This window comes from Clostridioides sp. LIBA-6622 (genome assembly GCF_056716095.1).
In genome coordinates this window covers 2,256,409-2,276,231 of the sequence record NZ_CP196998.1, presented here as the reverse complement: position 1 = coordinate 2,276,231, position 19,823 = coordinate 2,256,409, and the positions used below count along the sequence as shown (strand labels likewise).

The 19,823-nt window shown below is 29.5% G+C and carries 15 protein-coding genes; all 15 read left to right on the top strand.

The window, feature by feature from the left end; translation table 11 throughout:
- Nucleotides 1-2 precede the first annotated feature (2 nt).
- The 15 genes from ACTG47_RS11000 to dpaL all read left to right on the top strand — a co-directional run bounded on the left by ACTG47_RS11000 (nt 3) and on the right by dpaL (nt 19,800).
- Nucleotides 3-2,267 (top strand): xanthine dehydrogenase family protein molybdopterin-binding subunit, encoded by a 2,265-nt coding sequence (locus tag ACTG47_RS11000; protein WP_479924573.1) that lies wholly within the window; start codon nt 3-5, stop codon nt 2,265-2,267.
- Between the two features lie 140 nt (nt 2,268-2,407).
- The gene (locus tag ACTG47_RS10995) at nt 2,408-2,716 is read left to right on the top strand and encodes a hypothetical protein (protein WP_169466066.1); all 309 of its coding nucleotides are present in this window, start codon (nt 2,408-2,410) and stop codon (nt 2,714-2,716) included.
- A 283-nt stretch (nt 2,717-2,999) separates the two neighbouring features.
- Complete coding sequence (locus ACTG47_RS10990; protein WP_479924572.1) at nt 3,000-3,500, top strand: QueT transporter family protein; 501 nt, start codon at nt 3,000-3,002, stop codon at nt 3,498-3,500.
- A gap of 56 nt (nt 3,501-3,556) precedes the next feature.
- Nucleotides 3,557-4,534 (top strand): helix-turn-helix transcriptional regulator, encoded by a 978-nt coding sequence (locus ACTG47_RS10985; RefSeq protein ID WP_479924571.1) that lies wholly within the window; start codon nt 3,557-3,559, stop codon nt 4,532-4,534.
- A 49-nt stretch (nt 4,535-4,583) separates the two neighbouring features.
- Nucleotides 4,584-5,306 carry an FtsZ/tubulin family protein gene (locus ACTG47_RS10980; protein WP_479924570.1) on the top strand — a complete coding sequence of 241 codons (723 nt, stop codon included), beginning with the start codon at nt 4,584-4,586 and terminating at the stop codon, nt 5,304-5,306.
- 27 nt (nt 5,307-5,333) lie between these two features.
- On the top strand, nt 5,334-7,268 hold the full coding sequence (locus ACTG47_RS10975) for an McrB family protein (RefSeq protein ID WP_479924569.1): 1,935 nt from the start codon (nt 5,334-5,336) through the stop codon (nt 7,266-7,268).
- The gene (locus ACTG47_RS10970; protein ID WP_479924568.1) at nt 7,261-8,529 is read left to right on the top strand and encodes an McrC family protein; all 1,269 of its coding nucleotides are present in this window, start codon (nt 7,261-7,263) and stop codon (nt 8,527-8,529) included. The genes ACTG47_RS10975 and ACTG47_RS10970 overlap by 8 nt, the downstream gene beginning before the upstream one ends.
- Before the next feature lie 353 nt (nt 8,530-8,882).
- The gene (locus ACTG47_RS10965) at nt 8,883-9,923 is read left to right on the top strand and encodes a sigma-54 interaction domain-containing protein (RefSeq protein WP_021384940.1); all 1,041 of its coding nucleotides are present in this window, start codon (nt 8,883-8,885) and stop codon (nt 9,921-9,923) included.
- A 354-nt stretch (nt 9,924-10,277) separates the two neighbouring features.
- Nucleotides 10,278-11,600, top strand: coding sequence for a uracil-xanthine permease family protein (locus ACTG47_RS10960; protein WP_479927080.1), 1,323 nt, complete (start codon nt 10,278-10,280; stop codon nt 11,598-11,600).
- A 295-nt stretch (nt 11,601-11,895) separates the two neighbouring features.
- The gene (locus tag ACTG47_RS10955) at nt 11,896-13,254 is read left to right on the top strand and encodes a uracil-xanthine permease family protein (RefSeq protein WP_479924567.1); all 1,359 of its coding nucleotides are present in this window, start codon (nt 11,896-11,898) and stop codon (nt 13,252-13,254) included.
- Nucleotides 13,255-13,327: 73 nt separating this feature from the next.
- Nucleotides 13,328-14,722 carry an amidohydrolase family protein gene (locus ACTG47_RS10950; RefSeq protein ID WP_479924566.1) on the top strand — a complete coding sequence of 465 codons (1,395 nt, stop codon included), beginning with the start codon at nt 13,328-13,330 and terminating at the stop codon, nt 14,720-14,722.
- Nucleotides 14,723-14,783: 61 nt separating this feature from the next.
- The gene (locus tag ACTG47_RS10945; RefSeq protein ID WP_479924565.1) at nt 14,784-15,254 is read left to right on the top strand and encodes a (2Fe-2S)-binding protein; all 471 of its coding nucleotides are present in this window, start codon (nt 14,784-14,786) and stop codon (nt 15,252-15,254) included.
- Nucleotides 15,255-15,256: 2 nt separating this feature from the next.
- Nucleotides 15,257-17,473 (top strand): xanthine dehydrogenase family protein molybdopterin-binding subunit, encoded by a 2,217-nt coding sequence (locus tag ACTG47_RS10940; RefSeq protein WP_479924564.1) that lies wholly within the window; start codon nt 15,257-15,259, stop codon nt 17,471-17,473.
- Nucleotides 17,474-17,555: 82 nt separating this feature from the next.
- Nucleotides 17,556-18,227 carry a flavodoxin family protein gene (locus ACTG47_RS10935; RefSeq protein ID WP_054270551.1) on the top strand — a complete coding sequence of 224 codons (672 nt, stop codon included), beginning with the start codon at nt 17,556-17,558 and terminating at the stop codon, nt 18,225-18,227.
- A gap of 358 nt (nt 18,228-18,585) precedes the next feature.
- Nucleotides 18,586-19,800, top strand: coding sequence for a diaminopropionate ammonia-lyase (gene dpaL, locus ACTG47_RS10930; RefSeq protein WP_479924563.1), 1,215 nt, complete (start codon nt 18,586-18,588; stop codon nt 19,798-19,800).
- Nucleotides 19,801-19,823: the final 23 nt, after the last annotated feature.

Sequence of the window (19,823 nt, the reverse complement as noted above, 5' to 3'; positions counted from 1 at the left end):
ACATGAATATAGTTGGAAAAGGAATCAAAAAAATAGATGGAATGAGTATTACAACGGGTAAACCTGTGTATACAGATGATTTATCAGCAAAAGATGCTTTGGTGGTAAAGATACTGAGAAGTCCTCATGCTTATGCAAAGATAAAAGATATAGATACATCAAAGGCGGAAATGGTCGATGGTGTTGAATGTGTTTTAACATATAAAGATGTACCAAAATCTAGATTTACACTTGCTGGTCAAACATATCCAGAACCATCTCCATATGATAGATTAATTCTTGAAGATGTTGTTAGATATGTAGGTGATGAAGTAGCTATAGTTGCTGCTGTAGATGAGAAAACAGCAATTAAGGCAATGAATCTTATCAAGGTGAAGTATGAGGTACTTACTCCTGTTTTGGATTTTGAAGAAGCAATAGGAAATAAAGTTGTAGTTCATAATGAAGATAGACATTGTAACTTTGATATAGGTATGCAGAGAGAAAATAATATAGTATCACATCATGATTACACTAAAGGTGATATGGACAAAGTACTAAGTAATTGTGATATAGTGATTGAAGAAACTTATTATACTCAAGCACAAGCACATGCAATGATGGAAACATACAGAGCGTACAATTATTTAGACCACACTGGCAGATTGGTTGTAGTAAGTTCAACTCAAATCCCATTTCATGTTAAAAGACATTTATCTCGTGCCCTAGAACTACCAGCTAGTAAAATTAGAGTTATAAAACCTAGAATTGGTGGTGGATTTGGCGGAAAACAAACTGCATGTGTGGAGATTTTTTCGGCAATTGTAACTTTAAAAACAGGCAAACCAGCTAAAATAATTTATGATAGAAAAGAAACTTTTAATTGTTCAACAAGTAGACATGCTATGAGATTGAAGGTTAGACTAGGAGCTACTAATGATGGAATAATAAAAGCTATAGATATAAATGCACTTTCTGATACAGGTGCATATGGGGAGCATGCCTCTACAACTATTGGTTTGGTTGGAGAAAAAACTTTACCAATGTATAATAAAGTTGAAGCAACAAGATTTATTGCAGATGTAGTGTATACTAATAAAATGCCAGCAGGAGCACTTAGAGGGTACGGAGCTTCTCAAGGATGTTTTGCTGTTGAATCAACTATAAATATGCTTGCTGATAAATTAAAAATTGACCCAACAGACTTAAGATTAAAAAATGTAGTAATACAAGGCGAAACTACATTTGCATATGGAAAAACTTTAAATAGTGTGGATTTAGTAAAATGTATAAATAAGGGTAAAGAGCTTATTGGATGGGATGAAAAATATCCTTGTAAACATCTTGATAATGGAAAAATTAGAAGTGTTGGTATGGGAATTACTATGCAAGGTTCTGGTATACAAGGTCTTGATAAGTCTTCAGCTGAAATTAAATTAAATGACTGTGGAGATTATACACTTATGATAGGTTCTACTGATATGGGTACAGGAAGTGACACAATCCTAGCTCAAATGGCTGCTGAAGTACTTGAAACAAGCATCGAAAATATAACAGTTATATCAGCTGATACTGACTTGGTTCCATATGACCCAGGTTCATATGCTTCAAGTACTACCTATGTAACAGGTATGGCAGTAGTTAAAGCTGCTCAGGATTTAAGAGCAAAAATAATTTCTGCTGGAGCAACTAAACTAGGTGTGGATAAAGATGAAGTAGAATTTGATGGTGTAAACTTAACTAGTAAAAAAGGTAGTACATTATTATTCGATATAGCAGTAGATGCTACAATTGGACCAGACACTAATCAATTGATAGGTCTTGCTTCTCATGGTAGCCCTGTGTCACCACCACCATTTATAGCTGGTTTTGCAGAAACTGAAATCGATAAAGAAACTGGTAAGGTTGATTTAGTAAATTATGTAGCTATAGTAGACTGTGGAACAGTTATAAATAAAAATCTAGCTAAGATACAAGTTGAAGGTGGAATTGTTCAAGGAATTGGAATGGCATTATTTGAAGAGGTTAGATATACAGAAAAAGGTAGTATGGATACAAATACATTTATGCAATATAAAATTCCAGCTAGATGTGATATTGGAAATGTAGAAGTAGATTTTGTTGAAACTTATGAACCAACAGGACCATTTGGTGCTAAGTCGGTTGGAGAAGTTGTCATAAATACACCTTTACCAGCAATACAAGAAGCTGTATTTAATGGTGTTGGTGTGAGAGTAAATACACTCCCTATTACACCTGAAAAAGTATTTATGGAAATGAATAAATAATTATTTATGAAGGTTTTAGACTAGTTTTACATGTTAAACAACCAGTTATGTCATACCTGTTGAAAGATATTTAATAAGTAGTTATTATAATATTATGAATTTTACTTATAAAATATAAAATTAACTAAGGGGATGATGTTTTGGCTGGAAATCTAAATAATATGAGAGCAGTAAATAATTTTAGAGGAGATAAAAACATTTTAGAATGTTTAGTCAGCTTTGAGGGTCGTTCGATAAGTCAGAGAAAAGTAAGAGTATTTTTTAAAGAAAAGCAGAATCAAATAGAAATTGACTTTGCAGAAGAGGAAATTTCTAAACTTGTTGAAAATGTAGTCTTAAATACATCATATCAAGAGATGTTGTATGATGAGATAGAAAAACAACTAGAAATTGATTGTATAGGTACTTGGATGATATTATCTAAATTAAAAGATAGCAGAGTTCATTGATTTTGACATAAATTATTAGAGCCTAATTTTAAGGCTCTTTTTTAATGTTTTTATAGAATTGTAGAAAATTAAATTTGAATTTGTATACAATAATTATAGCATATATTTAAAATATAGCTATTTGAGTTTATATGTATCATATTGTATAATATAAATTGAATTAATAAAATAGTTCGTTAAAATAATTTGTTTATATGAAATAACTGTTTAAGTTTATAGAATTTGTATAAAATAAAGTTATATTATTAATTTTTAGCAATAAAATTTTTACTAGGAGACAGATATGAGAAGAAAGAGTATTAATATAGCATTAACAGCAGTTGTTACAGCAATTTATGCGGTTTTAACCCTGTCATTGGGATTTATAAGTTATGGGCCAATACAATTTAGAGTGGCAGAGATTATGATGCTTTTAGCATTTTTAGATAAAGGTTACATAGTAGGTCTTACATTAGGATGTTTTTTAGCAAATGTTATAGGACCATATGGTGTACCTGATATAGTATTTGGGACATTGGCTACATTTATAAGTGGGAGTTTGATTTATATTACTAAAAAGATAGGTGGAAAAAATAAAGGAACACTGATTATAGCTTCTATATGGCCAACTATTGTAAATGCAGTTGTGGTCGGATTGATGTTAAACATATTTTTTGGACTTCCTTTGATTTTATCTATGATACAGGTAGGTTTTGGAGAATTTGTGGTTGTGACAGTGGTTGGAGTACCATTTTTTAGTTTCTTAATGAAAAAATATAAGAATGTTATTGATATTAAATTTTAAAAAATATACTATCATTTCATAGATTAAGATTGGTATTAATATAAGGGGGATTTTATTTGTCAAAGATAAAAAGATTAACTGATGTTTGGACATATATTAATGATAAACAGAAGTTTACAATTAAAGAGTTGTCAGAAGAGTTTAATCTTTCGCCTAAGACTATCCAACGATACTTGACAGAATTAAATGAAATGGGACTTCCTATTCAGACAGAAAAGGGTAGAAATGGAGGATATAGAGTTTTAAATAATAGTTATATAACTCCTGTTGTGTTTACAGAAATAGAAGTAATGTCTATCTTCTTTGCGCTTAAGTCACTTCAAATTTATAGGTCAATGTTAATAGATAAAGAAATTGAATCTATAATAAGAAAAATAAGTTATGAGCGCAAGAGTAGTATAAAAGTAGGAATAGATAATATAAAAAATTATATTGAATTTATACCGAATGAAGGAAGGTATAAAAGTAGTGATATTGTTGAAATTTTTAGAGCTTCTTCAGAGTCCTGCATTTTAAATATTAAATATAAATCTGGAAATCAATTGTTGGAGAAAAAAGTATGCCCTATAGGTATATTTTTAAAGAAGTGTGTGTGGTTTACACCTGTGTATGATTATGAAAGTGATAAGATTATATTAATCTGTATGGAAAATGTGATTGAATTTAAAAGGATAGGAAAGAGTACAAAGAAAAATATAAGTTTAAAAGTGTGGATAGACACAGTATATATGAAAACATATGAAAATATGCTATTTACTAGAGGATTTGATGATAGTATTAAATTATGTGTACTGTTAACTAAAGAAGGTGTATCTAAAATAAAGAATAATCATTATGATTTAGATGTAAAGATAAATGAAGATGGTAGTGGTATAATTGATACATTCATAAAGCATGATGAAATAGATTGGTATGTATCTACTTTATTTTCAATAGGACAAGAAGCAAGGGTGGTAGAGCCGAAATTTATAAATAAGTTACTTTATGACAAGGCTAAGGAGTTAAAATATTTTTTTGAGGAAAATATGTTATAATATTTAAAAATGTTAAAACTAAATAATTATTAAGGAGAAATACATTATAATGGAAGATTTTAATAAGAATGCTAAGATAATTGGTATTGGAACTGAAGGTATCAATATAATAAATGAAATAGAAGAAAAGATAAAAACAAATATGGACATAGAAAGAATCAATATAAATCAAGAAGTTGAGAAAGAATACGTAAGAAGCCTTTTAGATGGAGTAGAAATATTATTTTTAGCCTATTCGACTGAAGACAAACAAAGTAGAGAAATTATAAAAGCTATTTCATATATGTCGAATGAAAGAAGAATTTTATCTATAGGAATGAATTGTTCAGATAAGGAAAATAAAGAAGACTTAGAACTTGGAAGAGAATTTAAAATCAATAATGATAGTATCTTTAAATTTATTGATTTAATGAATATTATGATAGAGTCTATTTCTGATTATTGTATGATAAATATAGATATAACTGATTTAAAAGAAGCTATTATAGGAGATAAAGGAATTAAATATTCTTTTGAAGAATTTGAATATACAAAAGAATATAGTAAAATGGCTAATATTTTATTTGAAAGCATGGAATATCTTGGTGAAGAATTTATAAATAAAAAAGGAATTGTATTTGTTGAAGGAAATAAGGACTTTTCTATAGTAGAATTGAATGATTTAATAAACAATATTCAAAGTAAAATAGAAGAAAAATATGAAGTAATATTTTCTTTATACTTAAAAGAAAATTTAGGTGGAAAGATTAAAGTTGGTTTATTGTATAATTAGTATGTTTTAGATATTAAGGAGAAAGATATGTCTGAAAATATAAGAGTTGCAGAATATTGGTTAATGGAAGAATTTTTTTATCAGGAAACAGATACACCACAGATTTTTAGGGAAGAAAATATAATTGCACTTGGATTTGATATAAAAATAAATTTGAAAAAAGTATTCAATATGGGAAAAAAATCAGAAAAATATATCAATGAGAACTGTAATGACAAAGACTTTATAAAAAGGTTTATGTCAATTAAAAAAGGAGATTATTTTTTATATAAGGCATATCAAAATATAGAAGAAAAAATTAAATGTAGTGTATCTATTGGTATAGTTGAAGAAAGTTTTGAAAATGGTTATGAATTAAGTCATATTTTAGGTCATACATTGCCAGTGAAATGGATGTATAACTTTGATACACTTTCAAGTTGCAAAGTATATACAAGTGAGTTTTATAAACTAAGTAACAATGACATTAGCTCATACTTAGAAATTATTAAATTACAAGATAAAAAATCATTGAGAAAAATGATAGAAGAAAGTGATAATAATAAATGGTATCTAAAAAACTATTATTATAAAAATGTAGATAAGTGTGTAGACAATGAAGAATTACTTATTCAACCTACTGACTTAGAGCAATTAGAATATCTTAAAAACATAAATATAGATGATTATGTTTTATTATATAATAGTGAGAAAGTAATCTGCGAAAACGACCATACAATGAAGAGCATATTTGGTGTATGTCAAGTTATGGAGGGATTCGATAAAGAGAAACTAAGCATCTTGGAGGGCGGATATTTTTTACCTGTTAAGTGGATAGAATATGAAAAAGAGAATATAGATGGAAATGCTTGGGTTGTATTTGAAAATAATAGTATAGTTGAAAGGTATATAAAAAGGTTTACTAATAATATGACCTTAAATACTATACTTTATGGACCACCAGGAACTGGTAAAACATATAGTGCAAAGCAAACAGTTTATAATCTGGTAAATGAAACTAGTTTAAAAAATAGAGATTATATAAGTAATGTAAATTATAAAAACAATGTAGAGTTTTGTACATTCCATCAATCATATGGATATGAGGAATTTATAGAAGGTCTAAAGTCTGATGGTGAAGGGAATTTTAAGCCAGAGGATGGAATATTAAAGGACATATCTATAGAAGCATGTTATGATGCATTAAAGTTTGAAAAAAAGTTGAATCTTGAGTTGAAAAAAGATAAATTAACTTTAGAAGAGATAAAATCCAGAAAAAAGAAGTTGATATTAGAAAATATAGAGTCTAGTGATAGTTTTAATTTTGAAGAATCAGAAAACTATGTTTTAATAATAGATGAAATTAATAGAGGAAATATATCTAAAATATTTGGTGAGTTAATAACATTACTTGAAGAAGATAAAAGACTCACTAAATCAAATCAAACTATTGTCAAGTTACCATACTCAAAAGAAAAATTTTCTTTACCTCCAAATTTGTATATAGTTGGAACTATGAATACATCAGATAAATCAATAGCACTCTTAGATATAGCTTTGAGAAGAAGATTTAATTTTGAAGAAATTATGCCAGATTACGATTCATTGTCTGTTGTAGATGGTATAGATGTTAGAAAGATGCTATATACAATTAATAAAAGAATAGAGTTTTTATATGATAGAGACCATGTTATTGGACAAGCTTACTTGCTTAATGCAGATAATATTGAGGATATAGTGTTAATATTTAGAAGTAAAATAATACCACTCCTTCAAGAGTATTTTTATTATGATTCAGAAAAAGTAGGTCTTATTTTAGGAGGTATAGGAAAAAATGAAAACGATAAATATATTGTTTATAAAGAAGAACTTATAGCTTCTGAGTTGTTTAAAAAGAATAATACATCAGTGATTGAAAATAAAGTTAACTATTGTGTAAAGCGAAACATATCTAGTAGGGAGTTAAAGAATATGTATGAGTAAAAATATATATGTTAAAGAGACTTATGAATGGATAAAAGTCGGTAATAGTGAAAATGAGCTTACAGAAATTGAATATGAAAAGTTACTTAAATATATAGATAATAATAAAGATGTATTAAAGAGCAATATAATAGATATAAAGTACAAAAAACTTAGATTTATAAACTATGTAGGTGTTATATGCTTTGAAAATATAATAATTGAAGTACTTCCAAAATTGTCATTAAGTAATAATCTTGTAAAAGACAGAGAAATGTTGTTACATATGCTTTCTACATGTAATAAAATTCCAATTATAATGAATGAAAGAGTAAGATTAAGTTTAAAAAATTATAATCTTTTAAATTTTTTTGTTATGTATTTTATTGAAAATATGCAAACACAAATTAAGAGAGGGATTCACTTTGAATATATAAATAAAATAGAACATTCAAATGTTATAAGAGGTAAAATATTATTAAGTACATACGCAAGAGAGAAAGTCATTTCTCCAATGAAAATAAAATGTGAGTATGATGAATATAGTGAAAATAATTTCTTAAATCAGATTCTTAAAAAAGCATGTATATCTATTTTATGTAGAATAAATGATAATTTAATTCAAAATAAGATTAAAAATATTTTAAGATATTTTCAAAATGTAGACTTAATTTATATAGACAAAGAAAAACTATTAGATTACAAATTTTATAAAAACAATGATAGATTTAAAGATTGTTATTTACTAGCCAGACTTATACTTTTAAATTTGTCTATGGATAATAGTCAAAACAATCGAGAAGCATTTTCTATACTATTTGAAATAAATACTTTATATGAAGAATATATAGGTGTTTTAATAAAAAATATATGGAATAATTCATTTAGAGAAACTTATATACAAGATAAAAGTAAATTTCTTTTAAAAAATGAACAAACAGGAAAGAAAAATTTTAATTTAAGACCAGATATAGTATTATGTGACTTAAAAAATGAATATGAGATTATAATTGATACAAAATGGAAAGCTATTGAAGTAGATTCAAATGTTTTTTATAAGTCAAGTGATATATATCAGATGTATGCATACATAACAGCCTATGAAAATGCAAAGAGATGCATATTATTATATCCTTGTATTCAAAAAGATAAGAATTATAGTTCTTGGAAACTATCAGAATCATTTAAAGGCAAATTTATAGAAGCAAAAACTGTGAGATTAGATGATGTGAAAAATACAAAAGATGATTTAAAAAAAATAATTTTTAATTATAAATTTTAAAAATAAGAATTATAAAAATAATAAAAATACTTTAAAAAGGGTAAATATAACTCTATATGTATAGAAAAGTTTCTGATGTATAGAAAAAATTTATAAAAATATTAAATTTTAAAATTTAAAAAGCATTTATATGTAAAATATGGCATCATAATTGCTTGTTTAATATAAGATGTGTGTAAGATTAAGAGAGTATATCTACTAATTTAAGATTTGGTAGATATACTTTTTATTAGTCTTAACTTGAAAAATAAAATAATATTATTAAATTATAACTAAACTTTTCTGTTATGATATAATTAAATAGATGATTTGAAGGATTATTATATAGAATACTTATTTGGAGTTGATATTTTATGGACAAACACAGTGATTCAGTAATGTATGGTGGAATGGAAGTATACAATATTTGGGGGACAACAACAGTAGACTCTATAATTGGAGATTCTGATGTGATGCGTGCTCTAAAAAATAGAATTCGCAAAATTGGAAATAGCGATTCTACTGTAGCTATAACGGGAGAAAGTGGTACTGGAAAAGAGTTAATAGCAAGGGCCATTCATCTCGCAGGAAACAGAGGGAATAAAACATTCGTTGCTATAAACTGTGCTGCTATACCAGAACCTCTACTGGAAAGTGAACTTTTTGGATATACAAAAGGGGCTTTTAGTGGAGCAGATTCAAAAGGGAAGATTGGTAAATTTGAATTGGCTAATGGAGGAGTTGTATTTTTAGATGAGATAGGAGATATGCCAATTCAACTACAATCAAAGTTATTGAGAGTATTACAGGAAAAGAAGTTTACAAGAATAGGCTCAAATGAACTAATTGATATAGATGTTAGAATCATATCAGCTACTAATAGAGACTTATTTGAGTTGGTTAAAGAAAATAAATTTAGAGAAGATTTATACTATAGATTAAACGTAATACCTTTGGAGGTACCACCACTTAGAGAAAGAGGAGACGATATACAAATATTAATAAATAATTTTATAGATAAATATTCTAGGAAGATGAAGAAAAATGTATACCATATAGAGCCAGATGTAGAACAAATGTTGCTTAAATATCCTTGGCCAGGGAATATTAGAGAGTTGGAAAACACTATAGAATTAGCCTTAAATCTACTTGAAGAAGATGGCATAATACATAAAGGTATAATAAACAGAAAGATAATTGAATATTTTAAGCTAAATAACATAAATATAAAACTACTTGAGGAAAATGACTATGAGATAAGTATGGAACAAGAGATACTTACACTTGAAGAATTTGAAAGAGCATATATAAAGAAAGTGTTGAAGTTTTATGGTAATGATACTAAGTCTAAAAAGTTAGCTGCTAAAAAACTTGGAATATCACTAGCCACATTGTACAGAAAAATAGATGTATAATAATTAACTTTTTAATTCTCAATTCTAAAATTTGAAATTATAAAATTGATAAAAAACACTTGGAAAACTATTTTCCAAGTGTTTTTTTGTGTAATAGTATTTTATTATCCAAAAATAAAAAAAATTTAAAAGAATTAAAAAAAATAAATGCTTTATCAAATTATCAAATACTAACAAATATAATAAAATTTATATGTGAAAAACAATTATGTTAAAAAATTGGCATTATAATTGCTTCATAGTAAAGTGAGATGACAAAATAAAAAAGAAAGGATGTTGTATGAGATAATAATAACTGTCATTAAAAAATAGTTGGGAGTGATAACCTTGAGTAAATATCAAAAAAATGTTTCTATGTTTGATATTGATGGAAGGCCACCAATTTTAAAGTGTTTGCCACTATCAATGCAACATATACTAGCAATGATAGTTGGAACTGTTACAGTACCTATAGTCGTAGGAGGAGCTGTTGGTGTTAGCCCTACGCAAATTACGCTTTTAGTCCAATATGCATTAATAATAGCTGGCATATCGACACTTATACAACTATATCCAATAGGAAATATTGGTTCAAGATTGCCTATAATTTTTGGAGTTGGATTTACTTATGTACCAACGCTTGTAGCAGTTGGAGGAAATTACGGATTAGCAAGCATATTGGGTGCACAACTAATAGGGGGAGTTGCTACAGTATTAATAGGATTATTTATAAAAAAGATAAGAAAATTTTTTCCTAATATAGTTGCAGGAACAGTAGTCTTTACAATTGGATTATCTTTATATCCTATAGCAATAAATTATATGGCAGGTGGTGTAAATAGCCCTACTTATGGCTCTATGCAAAATTGGGCAGTAGCAGCTATAACACTAGTGGTAGTTATAGGTCTTAGTCAATTTGCAAAAGGGTATGCAAAATTGGCAGCAATATTTTTGGGAATTATAGTTGGATATTGTGTATCTTTAGTTTTGGGTATAATAAATTTTGACCCTATTAGAGAAGCAGCTTGGTTTGCAGTACCTAAACCACTTGAATTTGGATTGGAATTTGATATACCTGTAGTAATATCAGTAGTAATTGTAAGCATAATCAATGCTGTTCAAGCAATTGGAGATTTATCAGCTACTACAATGGGAGGCATGGACAGGGATATTACAGATAAAGAATTGTCAAGTGGAGTAGTAGGAAGTGGGATTTGTACTATGATAGGAGCTTTGTTTGGAGGTTTGCCACCATCATCATACAGCCAAAACGTGGGAATGGTAGCTATGAACAAAGTAATAAGTAGATTTGTGCTTGGAATAGCTGGTATATTTATGTTATTGTCGGGGTTTGTACCTAAATTTGGTGCATTAATGACTACTATACCGTATTCAGTTTTGGGAGGAGCTACAATATCTATATTTAGTATGATAACAATGACAGGTATAAAGTTAATTATTACAGAAGAGTTGTCATCAAGAAATATTACCATTGTTGGTTTGGCAATTGCTTTAGGCATGGGAATAACATCAGTCCCAGCAGCCCAAGAGGCATTTCCTTCATTTGTAAAATTAGTATTTGGAGAATCTCCAATAGTAATCGCAACATTGGTTGCATTCATTTTAAATCTAATAATACCAAATAAAAGCCTAGAGGATGAGGCTAAAGAAAGAGCTGTTATGGAAGAAGCAAATTAAAATATAATAATTTGAAGGATTGTTTAAATTATTTATTATGAGATTGTTAGATTATTTTTGATAGCTATTCATTTTAATAAAAAATTTATCAAAGAAATATATACCAAGCAATTAATATTTATTCAAAAAGAAAATCGGGGAGGGTATATTGGAGAATTTGTTAATTTTTTATAAAAATAGCTCAGTTTAGCTGTGTTTATCGGTTGAGCAATAAATTCATGGTCATAAAAATATTTATAGAAAATAATTATAAAAATATTTAGTCAAGATATTTATGTATGGGAGGATTTATTTTATGAAAACACGTAATACTTCAAAATATGATGTTGATGGGATACCACCACTAAAGGAATCAATACCTTTAGCTTTACAACATCTGTTAGCAATGATAGTAGGGAATATGGTACCTGCGATATTAATAGCAAACGTGGTAGGACTTAACCAGGGGCAAGCGACAATGCTGATTCAAGGCTCTATGTTAGCGGCAGGTTTAGCAACATTTTTACAATTATATCCAATACCTTTATTTAAAGGATTTAAGTTAGGTTCAAGATTACCTGTAATGATGGGAATGAGTTATGTATTTTTAGGAGCCTGTCTTTCAGTAGCAGCTAAAGATGGTTTAGCAGCTCTATTTGGAGCACAGATTGCTGCTGGGGTAATCGTATTCTTTGTAGGATTTGGAGTTAAGAAAATTAGACATATATTCACTCCAATAGTTTCTGGAACAATAATAGCATGTATGGGACTTGGATTATTTGCAACAGCTATAAAGAACTTAGCTGGTGGAGAAGGAGCAGAAACGTTTGGGAGCCCAATAAACTTTATAGTGGGAGTTATAGTTGCTTTTGTAATAATAATGATAAATAAATATGGTAAGGGTCTAGTAAAAAATTCTTCAATATTAATAGGAATATTAGCAGGTTATGCTATATCTTTAGTTTTAGGATTAGTTGATTTCTCAGCAGTTCAAGGAGCTGCTATAGTATCTTTACCAACACCAGCAGCTTTCGGGTTAGAGTTTAGACCAGAGTTAATAGTAATGTTTACTATTATTTACATAATAGGTATAGCTGATATGATGGGAGCTTGTACAATAGCTACAATAGGAGCGATGGATAGAGAGGTAACTGATGAAGAGTTATCATCAGTTGTTTTAGGAAACTCTATAACTTCTATAATTTCATCATTATTTGCAGCTCTTCCAACTGGAGTATTCAGCCAAAATACAGTAATCGTATCTATGAATAAAGTTACAAGTAGATTTGTAATAGCACTTGGTGCACTTGTATTATTACTAGCAGGAATATCTCCAGCATTAGGTGCAATAATGACAACTATACCATCTTGTGTTGTTGGTGGAGCAACTTTAGTAGTATTCTCATCAATAGCAATGTCTGGTTTCTCTATTATGAGTATGGATGGATTTACTGAAGAAAACAATCTTATAGCAGGAGTATCTATAGCAACAAGTATAGGTCTTACAACTGCACCACAAGTTTTAGACCAATTTCCAGCAACAATTGGGACTGTTCTTGGAGGGTCAAGTATAGTTTCTGGGGCAATAATAGCTATATTACTTCAGACATTATTTAAATTAAAGGCTAAAAAGGATGAAAACGTTACTTCAGACCTTGAGGAAAATATTGGATAAATGTATTGGATGTAATATGAGAAAGCCATATGATAAAATGTTGTAATGAAAGTATTAATAAGGGGGATTTAAGATGATTGATATACTAATAAAAAATGCAATAGTTGTTACAGTTAATAAAGATAGAGAAGTCATATTTGATGGAGCAATAGCTATTAAAGGTGATAGAATTTTAGATATAGGAAATACAGCTGATATTGAGCCTAAGTATCTTGATGCTAAAAAAGTTATCGATGCTAATGGAAAAGTGATATTCCCTGGCTTTATAAATACTCATAATCATTTATTCCAAGTATTATTAAAAGGTCTAGGTGATGATATGGCACTTCATGAGTGGTTAAATACAATGATGTTTCCATCAGCAAAATTCTTAACAGAGCAAGATACTTATGATGCTGCAATGCTTGGATGTATGGAAGGTCTAAAGAGTGGTATAACTACAATGGTTGATTACATGCATACACACAATAGACCAGGACTTACAGATGGAATAGTAAAAGCGTATAAAGATTTAGGTATAAGAGGAGTTGTAGGTAGAGGCTGTATAGACTTAGGTATTCACAAAGAGCTTATAGAGGATGTGGAAACGGTTGAAAAAGATTTGAGAAGGGTATTTGAAAAATATCATAACTCAGAAAATGGAAGAATAAAAATCTGTGTAGCACCTTCTTCAATGTGGGCTATATCTGAAGAAATGGGTAAAATGCTTTGGAATATAGTTAAGGAATATGATTCATATTTTACAGTTCATATATCTGAAACAGAATTTGCAAGAACAGCAACAAAAGATATACATGGAGAAATAGATATAAAATTACTTGAAAAATGGGGTATAGTAGGTCCAGAAGTTGTAGCAGTACATTGTGTATGTATAACTGATGAGGACATGGAAATGCTTAAAAAGTATGATATAAAAGTTTCTCATAATGTTGCAAGTAATATGTATCTTGCCTCTGGAGTTGCGCCTGTTCCAGAAATGTTAAAACAAGGAATAAATGTAAGTTTAGGTCTTGATGGTGCAGCAAGTAATAATGCACAAGACATGGTAGAGCTTATGAAACTAACAGCTTTACAACATAAAGTAAATAATTGTGACCCTCTTGCAATTTCTGCAGAAAAAGTTCTTGAAATGGCTACAATAGAGGGAGCAAGAACTCTTAGAATGGAAGATGAAATAGGTTCTTTGGAGATTGGAAAAAAAGCTGACTTAGTAATATTTAACTCAATGCTTTCTCCAAAATCAATACCTCTTCACAATCCTGTATCAACTTTGGTATACTCAGCTAGCATGCATAATGTAGAAAGTGTTCTAGTTGATGGAAATGTAATACTTGAAAATGGAAAAGTAACTACAATCGAAAGTGAAGAACAAGTATTATTGAATGCACAACATGCAGCAGAAGAATTATGTAAGAGAGCTAATGTAACTAATAGAATGGAAGGGCATAAGTGGAATAGCTTATACTAATATTAAAATAAGATTGTAATAATATTCTATTACAACATTAGTTTATCTGTAGGAGGAGAAAATGGAAAAAATAAAATTAAATATTAATGATTACATGTATGAAGTAGAAATTGAAAATAATGAAACTCTTTTGCATGTACTTCGTGAAAAATTAAATCTAACTGGAGCGAAACAAGGTTGTAATAGTGGCAGTTGTGGAGCATGTAAAGTTTTGATAGATGGAGTTGACGTAAAATCTTGTAAACTTCTTGCAAGAAACTGCGAAGGTAAAGTTATATACACTATAGAAAGTTTTGCTAATGGGGAAAATCTTCATCCAATACAAGAAGCTTTTATAGAGGTTGGAGCTGTACAATGTGGGTATTGTACTCCTGGTATGATTATAACTACACAAGCTCTTTTAAATAGAAATACATCTCCTAATGAAGATGAGATTAGAGAGGCTTTTAAAGAAAATCTCTGTAGATGTACAGGATATGTGAAAATTATAGAAGCTGTAAAATTATCTGCAGCTAGATTAGGGGGTAGATAGTTATGGAAAAGATAATAGGAAAATCATACCCTCTAAAAGATGCAGCTTTAAAAGTTACTGGTCAAATGAAATATGTGGCTGATATGAAACCACAGAATGTGCTTCATGCTAAAATGCTTTTAAGTCCTGTAGCACATGCAAAGATAAAAAGTATAGATATAAGTGAAGCAGAGAAAGTAGTGGGTGTTAGAGCTATAGCTACTCATCTTAATACATCACAAAGAAAATACAATGGTTCTTTAAGATTCTATGAGCATAATATACCTGAAAACGAAGTTATATTTTCAGATACTGTTAGATTTGTTGGCGACCGTGTTGCAGCAGTAGCAGCAGAGACACCAGAAATAGCAGAGAAAGCAGTAAAACTTATAAAAGTAGAATATGAAGAATTACCAGCTGTATTTACTATACAGGATGCAATAAAAGAAACTGCTATATGTATACATGGGGATTCAAATATAGTTTCTCAAAACAACATAAATGGAGGAGATGTGGAAAAAGGATTCAAAGAATGTGATTATATATTTGAAGATGAATACTCTACTCCAGCGATACATCATAGTGCAATAGAGACTCACAGTGTAATTGCACACTATGATTATAATGATAAGTTAACTGTACATACACCTTGCCAAAATACATTTGGATTTAGAATAATACTATCTCAAATTTTTGGGATTTCATTAAATAAAATAAGAGTTATAAGACCTGCTATTGGAGGTTCATTTGGTGGAAAATTAGAACTTACAATTGAACCAGTAGCAGCAGCATTATCAAAAATGACTAGAAGACCAGTTAAAATGGTTCTTACAAGAAAAGAATCTATGATATCAACAAGAACTCGTCATGGGTCTTTTGTAAAATTAAAAACTGGTGTAAACAAAGATGGAGAAGTAATAGCACAAGATATAAAAATATATACAAATACAGGAGCATATGCATCAAGTGCTTTAAATGTTATAGGTGCACTTAGCCATAAAGTATTTAAAGTTTATAAAATACCAAATATAAAATTTACTGGAATGCCTGTATATACAAATACTCCAATAGCTGGAGCTATGAGAGGTTATGGTTCACCACAGATATTTATGGCTCAACAGGCTCAATTTGCTAAGATAGCTAAGGAAATAGGAATGGATTTAGTTGATTTCCAAAGTAAAAACGCAGTAGAACCAGATGATGTTGATATAATTTTCCATGGTTCTCTTGGAAATCCTAGAGTATTGGATTGTATAGAACAGGGCAAAAAAATGTTTAAGTGGAACGAAAAGAAGAATCTTCCAAAAGAGGAAGGAAAATATTTAAGAGGTATAGGTATGGCAATAGGTGCACATGGTAATGGAGTTTTTGGTGCACATAGAGATGTCGTTACATTAACTCTTAAATTAAATGAAGATGGTACATTGACACTACTTACAGGAGCACATGATATGGGTAATGGTGTTGTAACTATGCAAACAATGATGGTGGCTGAAGTTCTAGGAATAACACCTGATAAAGTTGACACATTTGAAACTGATACTGATGCATGTACATTCAATCTTGGAGATTATGCAAGTAGAGGTGTGTTTGTAGAAGGTGGAGGAGCTAAAAAGACAGCAGAAAAATTAAAAACACTTATATTAGAAGAAGCAGAAAAATTACTTGAAACATCAAAAGAAGAATTATATCTAGATGGTGGATATGTAATTAGTAAACTTGATGAAAATATCAAAGCATCATTATCTGATGTTGCAGTATATAGTCAAAGTAAGTCTTTGAGAGAATTGACTGTTGTTGAAGATTACTCTTCTCCTGCTGGACTTACTTCATATGGTGTACACTTTGCTGAAGTTTTAGTAGACAAAGAAACTAAAGATATCAAAGTGGTTGATTTTGTAGCTGTGCATGATGTTGGTAGAGTTATAAATCCTCTAAACTTAGAAGGTCAATTAGAAGGTGGAATTCACATGGGTCTAGGTTACGCATTAAGTGAAGAGTTAGCATTTGATGAGCAAGGTAGACCTAAAGCTACTGATTTTAAAACATATAAATTATTTAGAACTGTAGATATGCCAAAGTGTCAAGTTGCATTTGTGAATGGTTATGAAAAAGCTGGACCTTTTGGTGGTAAGAGTATTGGAGAATGTGCTGTTGTACCAGTTGCACCAGCTGTTGCAAATGCAGTATACAATGCAACTAATGTAGAAATACATTCATTACCAATAAAATTAAAGTAATAGAAGTTAAGATAGAAATAAAAATTTATTATATTTGTAAATGGATAATAAAAATAGATTTATTTGATGAGGAGATATTGTTATGGCAAAAATATTAGGTATCTGTGGAAGTCCACGTAAAGGAGCAACAGAATATGCAGTATTAGAAGCTTTGAAAGAAGCTGAAACTATACCTGGTATAGAAACTGAGTATTGGTCAGTTAGAGGGAAAAAAATAAGTCCTTGTGTACATTGTGATGCATGTATAAGAAAAGAGACTATGTGTATTATAAAAGATGATATACAAGAATTAGAGCAAAAAATATTAGAAGCAGATGGAATTATAGTGGGTTCTCCAGTATACGATATGAATATCACTGCTCAACTTACAGCAGTTTTTAATAGACTTCGTCCTATGTATTTAGTTCATCCAGGAAAGCTTCAAAATAAAGTTGGAGCAGCTATAACTACTGGTGGAACTAGATATGGTGGTCAAGAGCTTACAAAACTTCCTATAATAAATTTCTTCCTAATGCATGAAATGTTAGTATCTGGAGGTTTAGGTGGATGTTATATAGGTGGTACTATATGGAGTAAAGATGGAAAAGCAAAAGGTGCACAAGAAGACGAGACAGGTATGGACACTATAAAAAGACTTGGAAAAGGAGCAGCAGAAGCTGTTATGGTTTCTAAGTTTGGTCTTGAAAAATGGAATGTTGTAAAAGAGGAATTGGATGTTAAAAAGGATGAAAAATCGCCTCTTAGAGACCATTAAAACGTATTATATTATTGAATGTATAAATAGTGGTGTAATGGATTATTACATCACTATTTATGTTTTAACTTAGATTTTATAAGTTAGATATTAAAAAATATACAAGCCAGTTATTTTAAAACTTATTTTTAAATTTTAAAAATGAGAATTAAAAAGTGAGAAGATAGAAAAGGTTTTTTAGTTATTAAATTTTACATACATTGTATGAATTAAAGGTAGATAAGAAAAAACAATAAAAGCATTGCAATTTCTATATTAAGCAGTCATAGAAAAATATCCAATATATATTTAGTGTTGGCATGTTAATTGCTTATATAATAAAGTATAAAAATTTAACAATAATTTGGAGGTATTTTAGATGTTAAAAGAGATTAAATGGAAAGTAAATAATTTGCCAAAAGGTGACAAGGAAAATTGTATTAAATTTTTAAATGAAGAAGAAATAACTAAGGTTAGAAATTTTCATAAAAGCTTTCCTCAATATAAAGAAACTCCATTAGCAAACCTAGAAGGTTTAGCAAAAAAATTGGGAGTTGCAGGAGTATATGTTAAAGATGAATCTTATAGATTTGGATTAAATGCATTTAAAGTTTTAGGTGGTTCTTACTCTATGGGTAAATATTTAGCTCAAAGATTAGATACAGATATATCTGAATTAGGATATGATAAGTTAACTTCAGATGAAATAAAAGAAAAATTAGGAGAAATAACTTTCTTTACAGCTACAGATGGAAATCATGGTAGAGGAGTTGCTTGGACTGCTAATAAATTAGGTCAAAAATCTGTTGTATTAATGCCAAAAGGTTCTTCTGAATTTAGATTAAATAAAATCAAAGGAGAAGGAGCAGATGCTAGTATAACAGATTTAAACTATGATGACGCAGTAAGATTAGCTAATGATTATGCAGAAGCTGATGACCACGGAGTAATGGTTCAAGATACAGCATGGGACGGATATGAAGAAATTCCAGCATGGATAATGCAAGGATATGGAACTATGGCTCAAGAAGCTATAGAGCAATTAAAAGAATATGGAGTAGATAGACCAACACACGTATTTGTGCAAGCAGGAGTTGGTTCACTTGCTGGAGCAGTTCAAGGATATGTTGCCTCAATCTATGATGAATGCCCAATAACAGTAGTAGTAGAAGCTGATGAAGCTGATTGTTACTATAAATCAGCAGAAGCAGGAGATGGAAAACCAAGATTTGTTGGAGGAGATATGCCAACTATAATGGCTGGTCTTGCTTGTGGAGAGCCAAACACTATAGGGTTTGAAGTATTAAAAAATCATGCTGCAGCATTTGTTTCAGCACCAGACTGGGTTTCTGCTAAAGGTATGAGAACATTAGGTAATCCTTTAAATGGTGATGAAAAGGTAATATCTGGAGAATCTGGAGCAGTTACAACTGGTCTTTTAATAGCAGCTATGGAAAGAGAAGATTTAGCAGACCTAAGAAAAGATTTAAAATTAGATGAAAATTCAAGAATACTTTTAATAAGTACAGAAGGAGATACTGACCCTGATAAATATAGAAGTATAGTTTGGGATGGAGAGTATCCAAGTATATAAATAATGATTAAAATGTCATTATT